General features: G+C 70.5%; 19 protein-coding genes. 15 read left to right on the top strand and 4 right to left on the bottom strand.

The window, feature by feature from the left end:
* Positions 1-51: 51 nt before the first annotated feature.
* The 5 genes from AC068A_RS29015 to AC068A_RS28995 are packed head-to-tail and all read left to right on the top strand — an operon-like array spanning position 52 to position 4,829.
* Positions 52-678, top strand: a complete 627-nt coding sequence (locus AC068A_RS29015; protein WP_478589215.1) for a TlpA family protein disulfide reductase — start codon at positions 52-54, stop codon at positions 676-678.
* 4 nt (positions 679-682) lie between these two features.
* Positions 683-1,462, top strand: a complete 780-nt coding sequence (locus AC068A_RS29010; RefSeq protein WP_478589214.1) for a cytochrome c biogenesis CcdA family protein — start codon at positions 683-685, stop codon at positions 1,460-1,462.
* A gap of 13 nt (positions 1,463-1,475) precedes the next feature.
* A complete protein-coding gene (resB, locus tag AC068A_RS29005; RefSeq protein ID WP_478589213.1) occupies positions 1,476-3,218 on the top strand; it encodes a cytochrome c biogenesis protein ResB in 1,743 nt (580 codons plus the stop codon).
* Complete coding sequence (gene ccsB, locus AC068A_RS29000) at positions 3,215-4,300, top strand: c-type cytochrome biogenesis protein CcsB (protein WP_478589212.1); 1,086 nt, start codon at positions 3,215-3,217, stop codon at positions 4,298-4,300. Before resB ends, ccsB begins: the two co-directional genes overlap by 4 nt.
* A gap of 25 nt (positions 4,301-4,325) precedes the next feature.
* The gene (locus AC068A_RS28995; RefSeq protein WP_478589211.1) at positions 4,326-4,829 is read left to right on the top strand and encodes an SRPBCC domain-containing protein; all 504 of its coding nucleotides are present in this window, start codon (positions 4,326-4,328) and stop codon (positions 4,827-4,829) included.
* 48 nt (positions 4,830-4,877) lie between these two features.
* On the opposite strand, the gene AC068A_RS28990 is transcribed toward AC068A_RS28995, so the two are convergent.
* Positions 4,878-5,231 carry a PLD nuclease N-terminal domain-containing protein gene (locus AC068A_RS28990; protein WP_478589210.1) on the bottom strand — a complete coding sequence of 118 codons (354 nt, stop codon included), beginning with the start codon at positions 5,229-5,231 and terminating at the stop codon, positions 4,878-4,880.
* A gap of 90 nt (positions 5,232-5,321) precedes the next feature.
* Here AC068A_RS28990 and AC068A_RS28985 point away from each other — a divergent pair, with 90 nt between their 5' ends.
* The 3 genes from AC068A_RS28985 to mqnP are packed head-to-tail and all read left to right on the top strand — an operon-like array spanning position 5,322 to position 8,169.
* Positions 5,322-6,779 (top strand): menaquinone biosynthesis decarboxylase, encoded by a 1,458-nt coding sequence (locus AC068A_RS28985; protein WP_360623981.1) that lies wholly within the window; start codon positions 5,322-5,324, stop codon positions 6,777-6,779.
* Positions 6,776-7,246 carry a hypothetical protein gene (locus AC068A_RS28980; RefSeq protein WP_478589209.1) on the top strand — a complete coding sequence of 157 codons (471 nt, stop codon included), beginning with the start codon at positions 6,776-6,778 and terminating at the stop codon, positions 7,244-7,246. The genes AC068A_RS28985 and AC068A_RS28980 overlap by 4 nt, the downstream gene beginning before the upstream one ends.
* Positions 7,246-8,169: a menaquinone biosynthesis prenyltransferase MqnP gene (gene mqnP, locus AC068A_RS28975; RefSeq protein ID WP_478589208.1), complete on the top strand. Its 924-nt coding sequence runs from the start codon at positions 7,246-7,248 to the stop codon at positions 8,167-8,169. Before AC068A_RS28980 ends, mqnP begins: the two co-directional genes overlap by 1 nt.
* 165 nt (positions 8,170-8,334) lie before the next feature.
* Here mqnP and AC068A_RS28970 read toward each other — a convergent pair whose 3' ends face one another.
* Positions 8,335-8,955 carry a rhomboid family intramembrane serine protease gene (locus AC068A_RS28970; RefSeq protein WP_478589207.1) on the bottom strand — a complete coding sequence of 207 codons (621 nt, stop codon included), beginning with the start codon at positions 8,953-8,955 and terminating at the stop codon, positions 8,335-8,337.
* 97 nt (positions 8,956-9,052) lie between these two features.
* Here AC068A_RS28970 and AC068A_RS28965 point away from each other — a divergent pair, with 97 nt between their 5' ends.
* A complete protein-coding gene (locus AC068A_RS28965; RefSeq protein ID WP_478589206.1) occupies positions 9,053-9,763 on the top strand; it encodes a UbiX family flavin prenyltransferase in 711 nt (236 codons plus the stop codon).
* On the opposite strand, the gene AC068A_RS28960 is transcribed toward AC068A_RS28965, so the two are convergent.
* Entirely contained in the window at positions 9,760-9,900 is a 141-nt protein-coding gene (locus tag AC068A_RS28960; protein WP_361090989.1) for a hypothetical protein, read from the bottom strand. The genes AC068A_RS28965 and AC068A_RS28960 overlap by 4 nt on opposite strands.
* Positions 9,901-10,024: 124 nt before the next feature.
* Here AC068A_RS28960 and AC068A_RS28955 point away from each other — a divergent pair, with 124 nt between their 5' ends.
* From AC068A_RS28955 to AC068A_RS28930, 6 genes are all read left to right on the top strand, one after another.
* The gene (locus AC068A_RS28955) at positions 10,025-10,480 is read left to right on the top strand and encodes an Lrp/AsnC family transcriptional regulator (RefSeq protein WP_478589205.1); all 456 of its coding nucleotides are present in this window, start codon (positions 10,025-10,027) and stop codon (positions 10,478-10,480) included.
* A 97-nt stretch (positions 10,481-10,577) separates the two neighbouring features.
* Complete coding sequence (gene mqnE / locus AC068A_RS28950) at positions 10,578-11,741, top strand: aminofutalosine synthase MqnE (RefSeq protein ID WP_478589204.1); 1,164 nt, start codon at positions 10,578-10,580, stop codon at positions 11,739-11,741.
* 163 nt (positions 11,742-11,904) lie between these two features.
* Complete coding sequence (locus tag AC068A_RS28945; RefSeq protein WP_478589203.1) at positions 11,905-12,429, top strand: N-acetyltransferase family protein; 525 nt, start codon at positions 11,905-11,907, stop codon at positions 12,427-12,429.
* Between the two features lie 141 nt (positions 12,430-12,570).
* Positions 12,571-12,882, top strand: a complete 312-nt coding sequence (locus AC068A_RS28940) for a DUF4229 domain-containing protein (protein WP_478589202.1) — start codon at positions 12,571-12,573, stop codon at positions 12,880-12,882.
* A 178-nt stretch (positions 12,883-13,060) separates the two neighbouring features.
* On the top strand, positions 13,061-13,168 hold the full coding sequence (locus AC068A_RS28935; RefSeq protein ID WP_478589248.1) for a putative leader peptide: 108 nt from the start codon (positions 13,061-13,063) through the stop codon (positions 13,166-13,168).
* A 54-nt stretch (positions 13,169-13,222) separates the two neighbouring features.
* Positions 13,223-14,530, top strand: a complete 1,308-nt coding sequence (locus AC068A_RS28930; RefSeq protein WP_478589201.1) for a dicarboxylate/amino acid:cation symporter — start codon at positions 13,223-13,225, stop codon at positions 14,528-14,530.
* Positions 14,531-14,606: 76 nt separating this feature from the next.
* On the opposite strand, the gene AC068A_RS28925 is transcribed toward AC068A_RS28930, so the two are convergent.
* Positions 14,607-14,930 carry a hypothetical protein gene (locus AC068A_RS28925; RefSeq protein WP_478589200.1) on the bottom strand — a complete coding sequence of 108 codons (324 nt, stop codon included), beginning with the start codon at positions 14,928-14,930 and terminating at the stop codon, positions 14,607-14,609.
* Between the last annotated feature and the right edge of the window lie 342 nt (positions 14,931-15,272).

Here is a 15,272-nt window from a genome sequence, read left to right as displayed (position 1 = left end):
GGCCGCGGGGGGCGCGGAAGATCGGCAAATCGCTCATGCGAAACTTTTCACATGAGAATTGGCCGCGCCCCCCGCCGCCGCTCGACCAGCGGCCGCGCCCTCCTGCTGACCGCGGTGACCGCTGTCGGCGCCCTGACCCTCACGGCGTGCACCGACTCCGACGGCAAGCCGTCCGGATCCGGCGGCGGCAACTACGTGACGGGCCCGAGCGGCATCTCCACCGTCGCCCGGGGCGAGCGGGTGGCCGCGCCGAAGCTCGACGGGGAGACCGTCGACGGGGAGGGCCTCGACACCACCGCCCTCAAGGGCAAGGTCGTCGTCCTCAACGTGTGGGGCTCCTGGTGCCCGCCCTGCCGGGCGGAGGCCCCGTACTTCGCGAAGGTGTCCAAGGAGCTCGCCGACGCCGGCAAGCCGGTCGCCTTCGTCGGGATCAACACCCGCGACAACAGCAAGCAGAACGCGGCCGCGTTCGAGGAGAACTTCGGGATCACCTTCCCGAGCCTGTACGACCCGGACGGCAAGCTGATGCTCCGCTTCCCCGCGGGGACCCTCAACGCGCAGGCCATCCCCTCCACGATCGTCCTCGACAAGGAGGGCAGGATCGCCGCCCGCACGCTGGCCCCGGTCAACGAGGAGCAGCTGCGTTCGATGATCGACCCGCTGCTCGCGGAGCAGTGACCTCGTGGTCCCCCCTGTCCTGACGCTGGCCGCCGAGCAGGCCGGTGTGAACACCACGGTCCTCAGCGGCGCCCTGCTGCTGGCCCTGCCCATCGCGGTGCTGGCCGGCCTGGTCTCGTTCTTCTCGCCGTGCGTGCTGCCGCTGGTGCCGGGCTACCTCTCGTACGTGACCGGGGTCAGCGGCGCCGACCTCGCCGAGGCGCGGCGCGGGCGCATGGTCGCCGGGGCGAGCCTGTTCATCCTCGGGTTCACGGCGGTGTTCGTCTCGTCGGGTGCGCTCTTCGGTCAGTTCGGCAACGTCCTGCTCGGCAACAAGGAGATCATCTCCCGGGTCATGGGCGGGCTGGTGATCGTGCTCGGCCTGTTCTTCATGGGGGCGATCCCGGGCCTGACGATGCGGGAGTTCCGGTTCCACCGGAAGCCGGCGAGCGGCCTGCTGGGCGCGCCCCTGCTGGGGGTGCTGTTCGGGGTCGGCTGGACGCCGTGCATGGGGCCGACGCTGGCCGCCGTCAACACGCTCTCCCTGGACCAGGCGAGTGCCGGCCGGGGTGCGCTGCTGACGGTCGCGTACTGCCTGGGCCTGGGCCTGCCGTTCATCCTGGCCGCGGTCGCGTTCCGCAGGGCGCTCGGCGCGTTCGGCTGGGTGAAGAAGCACTACGCCTGGGTGATGCGCATCGGCGGCGGCATGCTGATCGTGACCGGTCTGCTGCTCGTCACAGGTTTGTGGGACAGCATCGTCAGCGACATGCAGAGCTGGACCCAAGGCTTCACGGTGGGGATCTGAGGACTACACGCATATGAGTACGACCGACAAGGCGTCCACGGAGGCGCCGAACCCGTCCGCGGACACCCCGGACTCCGCCGACGCCTCCCCGGACTCGGCCGAGGCCGCCGCCGGCGCGCAGCTGTCCACCGCGCCCGCGGAGGAGTCCGGCGGCCCCGTCGGCATCGGCGCGTTCGGCTGGATCCGCTGGTTCTGGCGGCAGCTCACCTCGATGCGGGTGGCGCTGATCCTGCTCTTCATGCTGTCCCTGGGCTCCATCCCGGGCTCCCTCATCCCGCAGACGCAGGTCGACGCGATGAAGGTGGCCGAGTGGAAGCGGAACAACGAGTTCTGGGTGCCGGTCGCCGAGAAGCTCCAGCTGTTCGACGTCTACAGCTCGGTCTGGTTCTCCGCGATCTACCTGCTGCTGTTCATCTCGCTGATCGGCTGCATCGTCCCGCGCAGCTGGCAGTTCGTCGGCCAGCTCACCGGCCGCCCGCCGGGCGCGCCCCGCCGTCTGGACCGGATGCCCGCGTACGCGACCTGGCGGACCGAGGCGTCCCCCGACGAGGTCCTGGCGCACGCCCGGAAGCTGCTGGGCGGGCGGCGGTTCCGTACCGAGGCCGGCTCGTCCTCGGTCGCCGCGGAGAAGGGCTACCTGCGGGAGGCCGGCAACCTGGTCTTCCACGTCGCGCTGATCGTGATGCTGGTGGCCTTCGCCTGGGGGCAGCTGTTCAAGTCCGAGGGCGGCAAGCTCGTGCTGCGCGGCAAGGGCTTCGCGAACACGCTCACCCAGTACGACGACTTCAAGTCGGGCAGCTTCTTCACCCCCGACGACCTGCCGCCGTTCTCCTTCACCCTCGACAGGTTCGACGCCTCGTTCGAGAGGTCCGGCCCGCAGAAGGGCACGGCCCGCGACTTCAAGGCGTACGTCACCTTCAGCAAGGGTGCCGACGGCGCGCCGGAGAAGCGCGAGATCCAGGTCAACAAGCCGCTGGAAGTCGACGGCGCCAAGGTCTACCTCCTCGGCCACGGCTACGCGCCGGTCATCTCGGTCACCGACCCGACCGGAAAGGTGATCTTCCGGGACGCCGTGCCGATGCTGCCGTTCGACAACAACCTCAGCTCCTCCGGCGCCGTCAAGGTCACCGACGGCTACCGCGACAAGGACGGCAAGAAGGAGCAGCTCGGCTTCAACGCCATGTTCGTGCCGACCTTCGCCGGCGAGGGCAAGGGCACGATGCTCTCCCAGTTCCCGGAACTGGACTTCCCCGTCCTCGCGCTGAGCGCCTACCACGGCAGCCTGGGCGTGGACTCGGGCCTGCCGCAGAACGTGTACCAGCTGAACACCTCCAAGCTGCAGGAGTTCAAGGACGAGAACGGGCAGCTGTTCAAGAAGCGGCTGCTGCCCGGGGAGACCATGGAGCTGCCCGGCGGGGCGGGCGTCGTGAAGTTCGAGGGCATCGAGCGCTGGGCGACCTTCTCCGTCACCCGCCAGCCCGGCAGCGCACTCGCGCTCGCCGGCGCCGTCGCCGCCATCGGCGGCCTGGCCGCGTCGCTGTTCATCCAGCGCCGCCGCGTCTGGGTCCGCGCCGTGCGCGGGGAGGACGGCACCACCGTCGTCGAGATGGCCGGCCTCGGCCGCAGCGAGTCGGCGAAGGTCCCGGAGGAGCTGGGCCAGCTGGCCGCCGCCCTGCACGACCAGGCGCCCACCGCGCCCGACCGACCCGTCCCCGACCGACCCGTCAAGGAAACCGTCGAAGGAGAGCGCGGATGACGCCGCTCGCAGCCGAAGTCAACGAGAACCTGGCGCAGATCAGCAACTACCTGATCTATTCGTCCATGGCGGTCTACACGCTCGCCTTCCTCGCGCACATCGCCGAGTGGACGTTCGGCAGCCGCAGCAAGGTGGCCCGTACGGCCGCCGCGCTGACCGCCGGGGCGGGCGGCACCGCCGCCGCGCCCGCCGTGCAGGTCCGCTCCAAGGGCGGCACCGCGGTCCTCGACAAGCCGAAGGTCGTCACCCGGTCCGCGCCCGGCACCCGCGACGTCCCCGACGGCCCCGGCGCCGCCGGCGGCACCGCCGAGGGCGACCTGTACGGCCGGATCGCGGTCTCGCTGACCGTGCTCGGCTTCCTCATCGAGGCGGCCGGCGTGGTCGCCCGCGCGCTGTCCGTGCAGCGGGCCCCCTGGGGCAACATGTACGAGTTCTCGATCACCTTCTCCACGGTGGCCGTCGGCGCGTACCTGCTGCTCCTCGCGCTGAAGAAGAACGTGCGCTGGCTCGGTCTGATCCTGGTCACCACCGTCCTGCTCGATCTCGGCATCGCCACCACCTGGCTGTACACCGACAGCGACCAGCTGGTCCCCGCCCTGCACTCGTACTGGCTGTGGATCCACGTCTCCACCGCGATCTTCTGCGGCGCGGTCTTCTACATCGGCGCCGCCGGCGCGGCCCTGTACCTGCTGCGCGACTTCTACGAGGCCAAGCTCGCCGGCGGCGGCACCCCCTCGAAGATCGCCACGTCGATCCTGGAGCGGTTCCCGTCGGCGGCCTCGCTGGACAAGTTCTCGTACCGCATCAACGCGGCCGTCTTCCCGCTGTGGACGTTCACGATCATCGCGGGCGCCATCTGGGCGGGCGACGCGTGGGGCCGCTACTGGGGCTGGGACCCCAAGGAGGTCTGGTCCTTCGTCACCTGGGTGGCGTACGCCTGCTACCTGCACGCGCGCGCGACCGCCGGCTGGAAGGGCCGCAAGGCCGCCTACCTGGCCCTTTTCGCCTTCGCCTGCTGGATCTGGAACTACTACGGCGTGAACATCCTGCTCAGCGGCAAGCACTCGTACGCGGGCGTCTGAGCCCCGACGGTGGCACGCTGGTGGCATGACCCCTGTGACTCATGCCACCAGCGAGAGCCGGGGCGAGAACCACTGGCTCCTGCGTTTCGAGGTGCACCTGCCCTGCGCGTACGAGGACCTGTGGCCCGCGCTGAGCACCGCGGACGGACTGCGCGGCTGGCTGGCCGCGGCGGACGTCCTGGAACGCCGGCTCGGCGGGGCCGTCACGCTGCGCTGGCTGAACACCGGCACCACCGTCTCCGGCCGGGTCACGGCCTGGGACGTCGAACGGGTCGTGGAGTACACCGTCGCCGAACAGGGCCGGATCCGCTTCCACCTGGACCCGGTCGGCACGGATTCCACGGTGATCCGCTTCCAGGCGGAGCGCAGCGGCACCGAGGAGGACCGGCTCGACGCCCTGGCCGGCTGGCACCACCACTTCGAGCTGCTGGAGGCCGCGCTCCACGGCCACCCGGCCGACTGGTCGCACTGGACCGACGCCCGCTGGGCGGAGCTCCGCGCCTCGTACGCGGCCTTCTCCCACACGTAGCCGACCCCTGTCCGGCCGGACCCGGCGCCGCGCACGGTATGCGCCCGGTCAGTCCTTGTCCGGGTCCTTGCCGGTGTCCTTGTTCTTGTCCGCGTCCTTGCGCGCGTCGTTGTCCCCGTCCCGGTTCTTCTTCTGCTGCTCCTCACCGAGCGACCGCAGGAACTCCGGGTTGTCGTCGGGCGCCACCCACTGCGTCCGGCGCACCCGGCCGCCGCCCACCGCGGACCGCTGCTTGCCGGCAGCCAGCCACACGACGGGGCCGACGATCGAGAACAGCAGGATGATGATCACCCAGACCGGCTTGGGGAGGTGCTTGACCTCCTCCTCGGGGGTGTTCAGGCAGTCGATGAAGGCGTAGATGGTCAGCGCGATGATCAGCAGGAACGGCAGATAGCGCAGCACGGTGTGGGACCGACTCCCCGACGTTGACGGGGGACCCGCGCGGGGCCCCGGTGACAGGTCCAGGTTAGTCGGTGACGGATACTGGCCCCTATGGCTTACGACGATCTCCGCTCGCTGCTCCGGGCTCTGGAGCGGGAGGGCGACCTCAAGCGCATCAAGGCCGAAGTCGACCCGTACCTGGAAGTCGGGGAGATCGTCGACAGAGTGAACAAGGCGGGCGGGCCGGCCCTGCTGTTCGAGAACGTCAAGGGCTCGGACATGCCCCTGGCGATGAACGTCTTCGGCACCGACCGCCGCCTGCTCAAGGCCCTCGGCCTGAAGTCGTACGGCGAGATCAGCGACAAGATCGGCGGCCTGCTGAAGCCGGAGCTGCCGCAGGGGTTCATCGGCGTCCGCGAGGCCTTCGGCAAGCTCGGCTCGATGGTGCACGTCCCGCCGAAGAAGGTGAAGGGCGACGCCGCCCCCGTCCAGGAGGTCGTCCTCACCGGCGACGACGTCGACCTGGACCGGCTGCCGGCGCTGTTCACCTGGCCCAAGGACGGCGGGTCCTTCTTCAACCTCGGCCTGACGCACACCAAGCACCCGGAGACGGGCGTGCGCAACCTGGGCCTCTACCGCCTCCAGCGCCACGACAAGCGCACCATCGGCATGCACTGGCAGATCCACAAGGACAGCCGCAACCACTACGCCGTCGCCGCCAAGCGCGGCGAGCGGCTTCCGGTCGCGATCGCGTTCGGCTGCCCGCCGGCCGTGACGTACGCGTCGACCGCGCCGCTGCCGGGCGACATCGACGAGTACCTCTTCGCGGGCTTCGTCGCCGGCAAGCGGATCGAGATGGTGGACTGCAAGACGGTCCCGCTCCAGGTCCCGGCCAACGCGGAGGTCGTGATCGAGGGCTGGCTGGAGCCGGGGGAGATGCTCCCGGAGGGCCCGTTCGGCGACCACACCGGCTTCTACACGCCGCAGGAGCCGTTCCCCGCACTGAAGATCGACTGCATCACGATGCGGAAGCGGCCGCTGCTCCAGTCGATCGTGGTCGGCCGGCCGCCGACGGAGGACGGGCCGCTGGGGCGGGCGACCGAGCGGTTCTTCCTGCCGCTGCTGAAGATCATCGTGCCGGACATCGTGGACTACCACCTGCCCGAGTCGGGCGGCTTCCACAACTGCGCGATCGTGTCGATCGACAAGAAGTACCCCAAGCACGCCCAGAAGGTCATGCACGCCATCTGGGGCGCCCACATGATGTCGCTGACCAAGCTGATCATCGTGGTCGACGCCGACTGCGACGTCCACGACCTGCACGAGGTGTCCTGGCGGGCGCTCGGCAACACCGACTACTCCCGCGACCTCACGGTCGTCGAGGGCCCCGTCGACCACCTGGACCACGCCTCGTACCAGCAGTTCTGGGGCGGCAAGGCCGGCATCGACGCCACGAAGAAGCTGCCCGAGGAGGGCTACACCCGCGACGGCGGCTGGCCCGACATGGTCGAGTCCGACCCGGCCACCGCGGCCCTGGTGGACCGCCGCTGGAAGGAGTACGGCCTGTGAGCCCCGTCGGCGTGGGTGGCCCCGCCCTCTTCATCGGCGACGACACGTACGTCGCCCTCGTACGCCCGGAGCTGGACCCCGCCGACCCGGGCGTCCGGCAGGCCGCCGAGCAGGCGGGCGTGAGCCCCGAGGAGTTCGCGGGTCCCGGGAACCTCTGGGCGCTGATGCTGGATCAGGAGGACGGCGAGGGCGGCGGCTTCGAGCTGCCCGGGCTGCGCGACACCGAGGCGGAGGGCTTCGCCGAGCGGCTGCTGGCGGCCGTGGGCACCGGCGAGCCGTTCACCGTCGAAGCGGGCGCCGTCCTGACGCTGGAAGCCCGCCCCTCCGGCGACGCGGCCTACGCCTTCACGGCCCACGTGACCCCGCCGGAGGGCGAGGAGGCACCCCCTGTCACCCTGGAGATCGCCCCCGTGGCCACCGCGACCCTGACGGCCGACCTCGAAGACTTCCGCAGGAGCCTGGCGTGATGACCACCGCCGACGGGGTGGTCGGCCCCGGTCCCGCCGCGCCGCAGGCCCCGGGCAAGGTGCGGGCGTTCCTGCGGCTCGTGATGATCGAGCACTCGGTGTTCGCGCTGCCCTTCGCCTACATCGCCGCGCTCACCGCGATGTTCCAGGCCGACCGGCGGATCCACTGGACCGAGCTGCTGCTCGTCACCGTCTGCATGGTGGGGCTGCGGACCTTCGCGATGGCCGCGAACCGGATCATCGACCGCGAGATCGACGCCCGCAACCCGCGCACCGCGAACCGGGAGCTCGTCACCGGCGCGGTCTCCGTCCGGTCCGCCTGGACCGGGGCCGGGATCGCGCTCGTGGTGTTCCTCGGGGCGGCGGCGCTGCTGAACCCGCTGTGCCTGATGCTGGCGCCGGTCGCGGTGGTACCGATGGTGGTCTACCCGTACGGCAAGCGGTTCACGAACTTCCCGCACGCCATCCTGGGCCTGGCCCAGGCGATGGGCCCGGTCGGGGCCTGGCTCGCGGTCACCGGGACCTGGTCCTGGGACGCGGTGGTCCTCGGCCTCGCGGTCGGCGTGTGGATCGGCGGCTTCGACCTGATCTTCGCCTGCCAGGACGTGGCCGCCGACCGGGCGGAGGGCGTCAAGTCCGTCCCGGCCCGCTTCGGCGTCCCGGCCGCGCTGTGGGGCGCCCGCGGCGCCCACGTGGTCACCACGGCCCTGCTGGCCTGGTACGCGGTGGCCACCGGCGCGGGCCTGCTGTTCTGGATCGGGCTGGTGGTCGTGGTGGCGGCGTTCCTCTACGAGCACACCATCGTCACCCCGCACGACCTGTCCCGCCTGAACCGCGCCTTCTTCACCGTGAACGGCGTGATCGGCATCTGCCTCTTCGTCGCGACGCTCGCAGACCTCTTCGCCCGTGGATTCAGCTTGTAGCCCCAACAGGTGGGATCACCCGGACCGCATGTCGGTCCCGCCAAGGATCCGGGTTCGGAAGCGGACGACTACGAGGTCAAGGACGAGGCGTACGCGCGGCGCGGCATCCCGCACCACCTGATCTTCGATCCGTACCCTCGGGGCTGCCCGTGGGCCCCTCCGCCGTCAGCTGATCAGCTGAGGACCCGTCGGGCGGGTCGGGGCCGGGCGGCGGTGGTAGACCGCCGTGGCGATGCCTGCCGCGAGGCCGCACAGGTGGCCCTGCCAGCTGATGCCCTCGTGGATCGGGAGGATGCCGGTGAGCATGGTGCTGCCCCAGATGGCGGCCACGCCCAGGGACACGGCGATGCCGAGCACCTTGCGCTCCACGAAGCCGCGTATCAGCAGGTAGCCGAAGAGGCCGAAGACGAGCCCGGAGGCGCCCAGGGTCATGGTGTTCGGCGGGGAGATCAGCCAGGTGCCGAGGCCCTCGGCCAGGATGATGATCCCGCACACCGCGAGGAAGCGGCGGATCCCGGACAGGGCCGCGATGAAGCCGAGGACCAGCAGCGGGACGCTGTTGGAGGCGACGTGGTCGAAGCCGAAGTGGAGGAAGGACCCGGTGGCGATGCCGGCCAGGCCGTCCGGGTCGCGGGCCACGATCCCGTACTGGTCGAGGGCGTGCCCGGTGGCGTAGTCGACCGCCTCCAGGACCCACAGCAGCGCCACCCAGCCCAGCATCAGCTTGGCCGCGGCCCTGGCCCGGTCGGCCCGGCTCCATTCCGGCTCGATCGTGCTGCTGCTCATCCGCTCCGCCCCCTGTGTGTCGTGCACCGTTCCCCCGGGGAACGTCCGGCACACCTTAGCGAGTGCCCGCCCGGTGTGGCCGGATAGTCTCGGAGCTATGACAGAGCGCAAGCGCACCCCGTGGGTGGTGGGGGTTTCCGGGGCTTCCGGGACGCCGTACGCGGCCTCGGTGATCCGAGGGCTGCTGGCGGCGGGCGAGAGTGTGGACCTCGTGGTGAGCCGCGCCTCCCGGCTCACCCTGTTGGACGAGACCGGGATCGCCTTCCGCGACGCGCACTGGCGCGAGGACCTGCGGGAGTGGCTGGCCCGCGGGGCCGACGGGAAGCCGGGCACGTTCGAGGTGCCGGAGGGCGACGTCCGGTACTGGTCCGCCGGTGACCTGGCGGCCGGCCCGAGCTCGGGCTCGTACCCCGCCAAGGGGATGCTGATCGTGCCGGCGTCCACGGCCTGTGTGGCGGGAGTGGCGCTCGGGCTGTCGAAAGACCTGCTGCAGCGGGCCGCGAGCGTGATGCTCAAGGAGCGGCGGCGGCTGGTGCTCGCGGTGCGGGAGACCCCGCTGAACGGGCAGACGCTCAAGGCCCTGGTGGCGCTGGACGAGGCGGGCGCGATCGTCCTGCCCGCCTCTCCGGCGTTCTATGCGGGTGCGACGCACATCCAAGACCTGGTGGACTTCGTCGCGGGGCGGGTGCTGGATGCGGCAGGGGTGCCGCACCGGCTGTACCGCCGGTGGGAGGGGGAGCTCGGCAAGGGGCACCGCCCGGCGGTGGCCGGGGAAGGCTCCCGCCCCCGGGAGGCAAGCGGTGACTAGCGCTTCTTCGCGGCGCGGGTGTGCGGCTTGCGGGTCTGGTCGACGCGGTAGGCGGCGGCGGGCTGGTCGGTGCGGGATCGGTTGGCCAGCTCCTGGAGCTGTCGCATGTGCGCGTAGGCCATCTCGATCGTGTACACGGGTGAACCACTCCTGAAGATCGTCATTGATCTGTTGAAAGATTCACAGGGTGTTGACCCCTGTGCGCCTTTGATTCTATACGTAAACTCGCAAGATCGCCGAACAATGGAAGGCTTCAGGTATATGGACGCGGTGGACAGGCAGCTCATCCAGGCACTCCGGGAGAACGGACGCGCCTCGTACGCGGAGCTGGGCCGGCTCGTCGGCCTGTCCGGCCCGAGCGTCACCGACCGGATCAACCGGCTGGAGTCGGCCGGTGTCATCACCGGCTACCGCGCGACCGTCGACGCGGCCTCCCTCGGCCTCGGCGTCACCGCGCTCATCGGCATCTCGCTCTCGGACGCCGCCGACCACGAGGACGTGGCCCGGCGGCTGCGCGACTTCGCGGAGATCGAGGACTGCTGGTTCATCGCCGGCGACGACTCGTACATGCTCAAGGTGCGCGCCAGCGACGTGGACGGCCTGGAGAAGATCATCCGGAAGCTCTCGGGCACCAAGGGCGTCTCGCGGACCCGCACCACGATCGTGCTCTCCACGAAGTGGGAGAACCGGGTCGGGGAACTGCCCGAAGAGCGCTGAGAGTACGGTTGCGGGGTTGGGCAAGGAGCGCTCGCGTACGGGGCGAAAGTACGCAGAGCGCTACAGGGCACAGGACACACAAGGAGGCGACCGGCCGATGGACGCTGGGCTCAAGCGTGAGCTGGAGGAGAAGGTTCGCTCCGGCGAGCGGCTGACCCGTGAGGACGGCATCGCCCTCTACGAGTCCGACGACCTGGCCTGGCTCGGGGCGCTCGCCCACGAGGTGCGCACGCGGAAGAACGGCGACGTCGTCCACTTCAACGTTAACCGCCACCTCAACATGACGAACGTGTGCACCGCCTCGTGCGCCTACTGCTCGTTCCAGCGCAAGCCGGGCGAGAAGGACGCGTACACGATGCGCATCGAGGAGGCCGTGCGCCTGGCCAAGGCCATGGAGAGCGACAACCTCACCGAGCTGCACATCGTCAACGGCCTGCACCCGAGCCTGCCGTGGCGGTACTACCCGCGCTCGCTGTCCGCGCTGAAGGAGGCGCTGCCGAACGTCTCGCTGAAGGCGTTCACGGCGACCGAGATCCACCACTTCGAGACGATCTCCGGGCTGTCGGCCTCCGACATCCTGGACGAGCTGATCGAGGCCGGCCTGGAGTCCCTCACCGGCGGCGGCGCGGAGATCTTCGACTGGGAGGTCCGCCAGCACATCGTCGACCACCGCACCCACTGGGAGGACTGGTCGCGCATCCACCGGCTCGCGCACGAGAAGGGCCTGAAGACCCCGAGCACGATGCTGTACGGGCACATCGAGGAGCCGCGCCACCGCGTGGACCACGTGCTGCGGCTGCGCGAGCTCCAGGACGAGACCGGCGGCTTCCAGGTCTTCATCCCGCTGCGGTACCAGCACGACTTCGTGGACATGAAGGACGGCAAGATCCGCAACACCCTCCAGGCGCGGACGACGATGGCCACGGGGGCCGAGGCGCTGAAGACCTTCGCGGTCTCGCGGCTGCTCTTCGACAACGTGCAGCACGTGAAGGTCTTCTGGGTGATGCACGGCGTGCAGACCGCCCAGCTCGCACTCCAGCACGGCGCGGACGACATGGACGGCTCGGTCGTCGAGTACAAGATCACGCATGACGCGGACAACTACGGCACCCCGAACAAGCTCAGCCGTGACGACCTGCTGGAGCTGATCCGCGAGGCGGGCTTCCGGCCGGTCGAGCGCAACACCCGCTACGAGGTCATCCGGGAGTACCCCGGCCCGGACGCGAACCTGCGCGAGACGCCGCAGGCGATGCGCGTCTGACGCCCGAGGCGCCCGGCTTGACGGTGGAGGCTCCGGTCCCGGTGAGGGGCCGGGGCCTTCCGCGTTGCCGGGCGTGGTTGTGGATGTGGCGGGCGCGGCGGGTGTGGCGGGTGGGGTGTGGTTCTTCATTGCCCGGGGTGACGGTAATAGATAGTCTGCGGCTGTGGCTCTTACCTTTACCTTCGATCCGGTCGTCGACCCCACCCTGCGCAACGGCATCGCCGAGCTCTGGGCCGACGTGTCCAACGCCGGCGGCGCCGTCGGATTCGTACCGCCCGTCACGCTGGACGACATCCGCCCCGAGCTGGTCAAGCACCTCGTCGCCATGGCCGAGGGACGCCACCGCCTGGTCGTCGGCCGCGATGCGGACGGGAGGGTCGGCGCCTGCGCCTTCCTCGCGCTCAACACCCACCGGCTGATGACCCACTGGGTCTGGGCCTACACCGTCATGGTCGCCCCCGACCTCCAGGGGCAGGGCGCCGGGCGCGCCCTGATGGAGGCCGTCGCCGACGCCGCGCGCACCCTCGACGGCATCGAGGCCATCCGGCTCGCCTGCCGGGGCGGCCTGGGGCTGGAGCACTTCTACGCGGCCTGCGGCTACAAGGAGGTCGGCCGGGTCCCGGACGCCGTCCGGGTGGCCCCCGGCGACGACCGCGACGACATCACGATGCTGCTGCCGCTGCACTGAGCACCCGGGCGGTGCGGGTGCCGGCGTGTCCGATCTGCGGCTCGTGCCCGCTGATGACCCCGACGGCGCAGCCCCCGTCGGGGTCGTGCTTCACTGGACGGGCACGCTGACGACGTACCGACGACAGAAGAAGGGGTCACCGTGTCCTTCAAGCCGAGCGCGACGATCCGCTACACCGCGATGCGCCTGGGCGTCTTCGTCGGATGCCTCGTCCTCGTGGCCGTCCTGGTCAACCTGGGCTGGGTGCCCGCGGGTCTGGGGGACGCCAACGCCGCCTGGGTCGTCCTGCTCGCCCTGGTGATCTCCGCGCCGCTGTCCTTCGTCCTGCTGCGCAGGCAGCGCGACGAGATGTCCGCGCAGATCGCCGGCCGCGTCGCGGGTGCGAAGGAGCGGCTCGCCGCGAACCGCTCGCAGGAGGACGCGGCCGACGACGCCGCGCGTGTCGGCTCGTAGCCCCGCGGACCGGCCCCGCCGGTTACCTTCCTCACACGCCTAAGCGCCCCTGTACCGGGAACACCCCCGAGTGCAGGGGCGCTTGGCGTTTTCCGGAGGCGCGGGGAGGGGCTGGGTGCAACCCTGTCTCAAAGTGCATCTTTGAGGTTCTCAAAGGGAAGGTGTTAGCGTGCTGAACATGTTGACCACAGTTGCGCCTCACCTGACCGCGAGCATCCCGCTCGTGGCGCGCCTGCACGTCGACCTCTGCCGCCGCGCGTCCGCGGTCTGTTGCGGCTGTCGCTGAGTCCAGCACCCCCTCATTTCCCCACTTCTTTTGCGCGTTACCCCCACCCGGAGAGTGTCCGTGTCCGCGACCCCTCAGGCCCCCGCCAAGGCCTCCTTCACGTTCCCGTTCTGGGCCCAGATCGTCACCGGTCTCGTGCTCGGCGTCCTGTTCGGCTGGCTCGCCCGCACCCAGGACGTCAGCTGGCTCGCCACCACCCTGGAGAAGGTCGGCGACATCTTCGTCCAGCTGCTGAAGCTGGCCGTCGCCCCGCTCGTGTTCTTCGCGATCCTGGTGTCCATCACCAACCTGCGGAAGGTGAACAACGCCGCCCGCCTCGCCTCGCGCACGCTGCTGTGGTTCATGATCACCTCGCTGATCGCCGTCGGCATCGGCCTCGCGATCGGCCTGCTCACCAACCCCGGCGCAGGCACCGGCCTGACGCCGCAGGACGGCAAGCTGCCCAAGCGCACCGGCTCCTGGGTCGACTTCCTGACCGGCATCGTGCCGAAGGACATCGTCACCCCGTTCACCGAGCTGAACGTCCTTCAGATCGTCTTCCTCGCCGCCGTCGCCGGCATCGCCGCCCTCCAGCTGGGTGACAAGGCCGCGCCGGTCCTGAACGTTGCCGAATCGGTTCTTCAGCTGCTTCAGAAGGCCCTGTGGTGGGTCATCCGCCTCGCCCCCCTCGGCACCGTCGGCCTCATCGGCACCGCGATCGCCTCGTACGGCTGGGAGCTCATCGGCAAGTACGCGACCTTCACCGCCGACGTCTACATCGGCTCCGCGCTCGTGATGTTCGGCGTCTACCCGCTGCTCCTCGCCACCGTCGCCAAGGTCAACCCGATCCAGTTCTTCAAGGGCGCCTGGCCCGCGATCCAGCTGGCCTTCGTCTCCCGCTCCTCCGTCGGCACCATGCCGGTCACCCAGAAGGTCACCGAGCGCCTCGGCGTCCCCCGCGAGTACGCCTCCTTCGCCGTCCCGTTCGGCGCGACCACCAAGATGGACGGCTGCGCCGCCATCTACCCGGCGCTCGCCGCGATCTTCATCGCGCAGATTTTCGACGTCCAGCTGACGATCACCGACTACCTGCTCATCGCCTTCGTCTCGGTCGTCGGCTCGGCCGCCACCGCCGGCCTCACCGGCGCGACCGTCATGCTGACGCTGACCCTCTCCACCCTGGGCCTGCCCCTGGAGGGTGTCGGCCTGCTCATGGCCATCGACCCGATCCTGGACATGATGCGCACCGCCACCAACGTCGCCGGCCAGTCCCTGGTCCCGGTCCTGGTCGCGGCCCGCGAGGGAATCCTCGACAAGAAGGCCTACGACAGCGCCTCGTCCTCGCCTCTGGACGAGCGCGCCCCGGTGGTGGCCGCCGCCTGACAGGCGCCACCGCCGCACACACCGCAGCCCCCGCCCCGGTCCGACGTCCGGGGCGGGGGCTGCGGTCTTGCCGGTCCTACGGCTCCAGGGTCGCCATGCGGGCGTACGCGACCACCCCGAGCAGCAGCGGCGGGGCGAACCACCAGGGCCCCATGGCCCGCCGCACCGACGGCACGGCGGTGATCAGCAGCCCGATTGCGCTCAGGCACAGGGCGAGGAAGCAGGCCGCGGCGATCCGGGTGTACCCCCGGTCGTCCCACTCGCCCTGCGGGCCGAACGCCACCGCCGAGAACACGCAGAAGGCGTTCAGCAGGTGCACGATCCCGAGCGGGACCCCCAATACCCAGCGCAGGCACCCCCGGTCCTCGGGCAGGTCGATGCTCTCGCGCCCGTACGTCATCGTGTGTGTCCTCCTCCGTCGCGACCGTGCGTGCCGCTGCCCGCATCCTCGCCGACTCCCGCCGGGCGCGAAGCCGGCGGCCCGGAGCGGCCGGGACCGCGATGCCCTGTTCGTCCTCGGGATCGATGTCCCCACCGGTGTCTTCCGGACCGGATCGCGGTTCTCCGGGATCCGGTGTTCCGGGACGCATAAACACCAAGGACCCGGGAGAAGAACCAACCAACCGACCCACCCCACCCCACCCGACCCCGGGGGGGGGGGGGGGGGGGGGGGGGGGGGGGGGGGGGGGGGGGGGGGGGGGGGGGGGGGGGGGGGGGGGGGGGGGGGGGGGGGGGGGGGGGG

The organism is Streptomyces sp. NPDC043854 (assembly GCF_056436005.1).
Note: the sequence above shows the minus strand (reverse complement) of the source record. Positions and strands in the feature narration are given on the sequence as shown.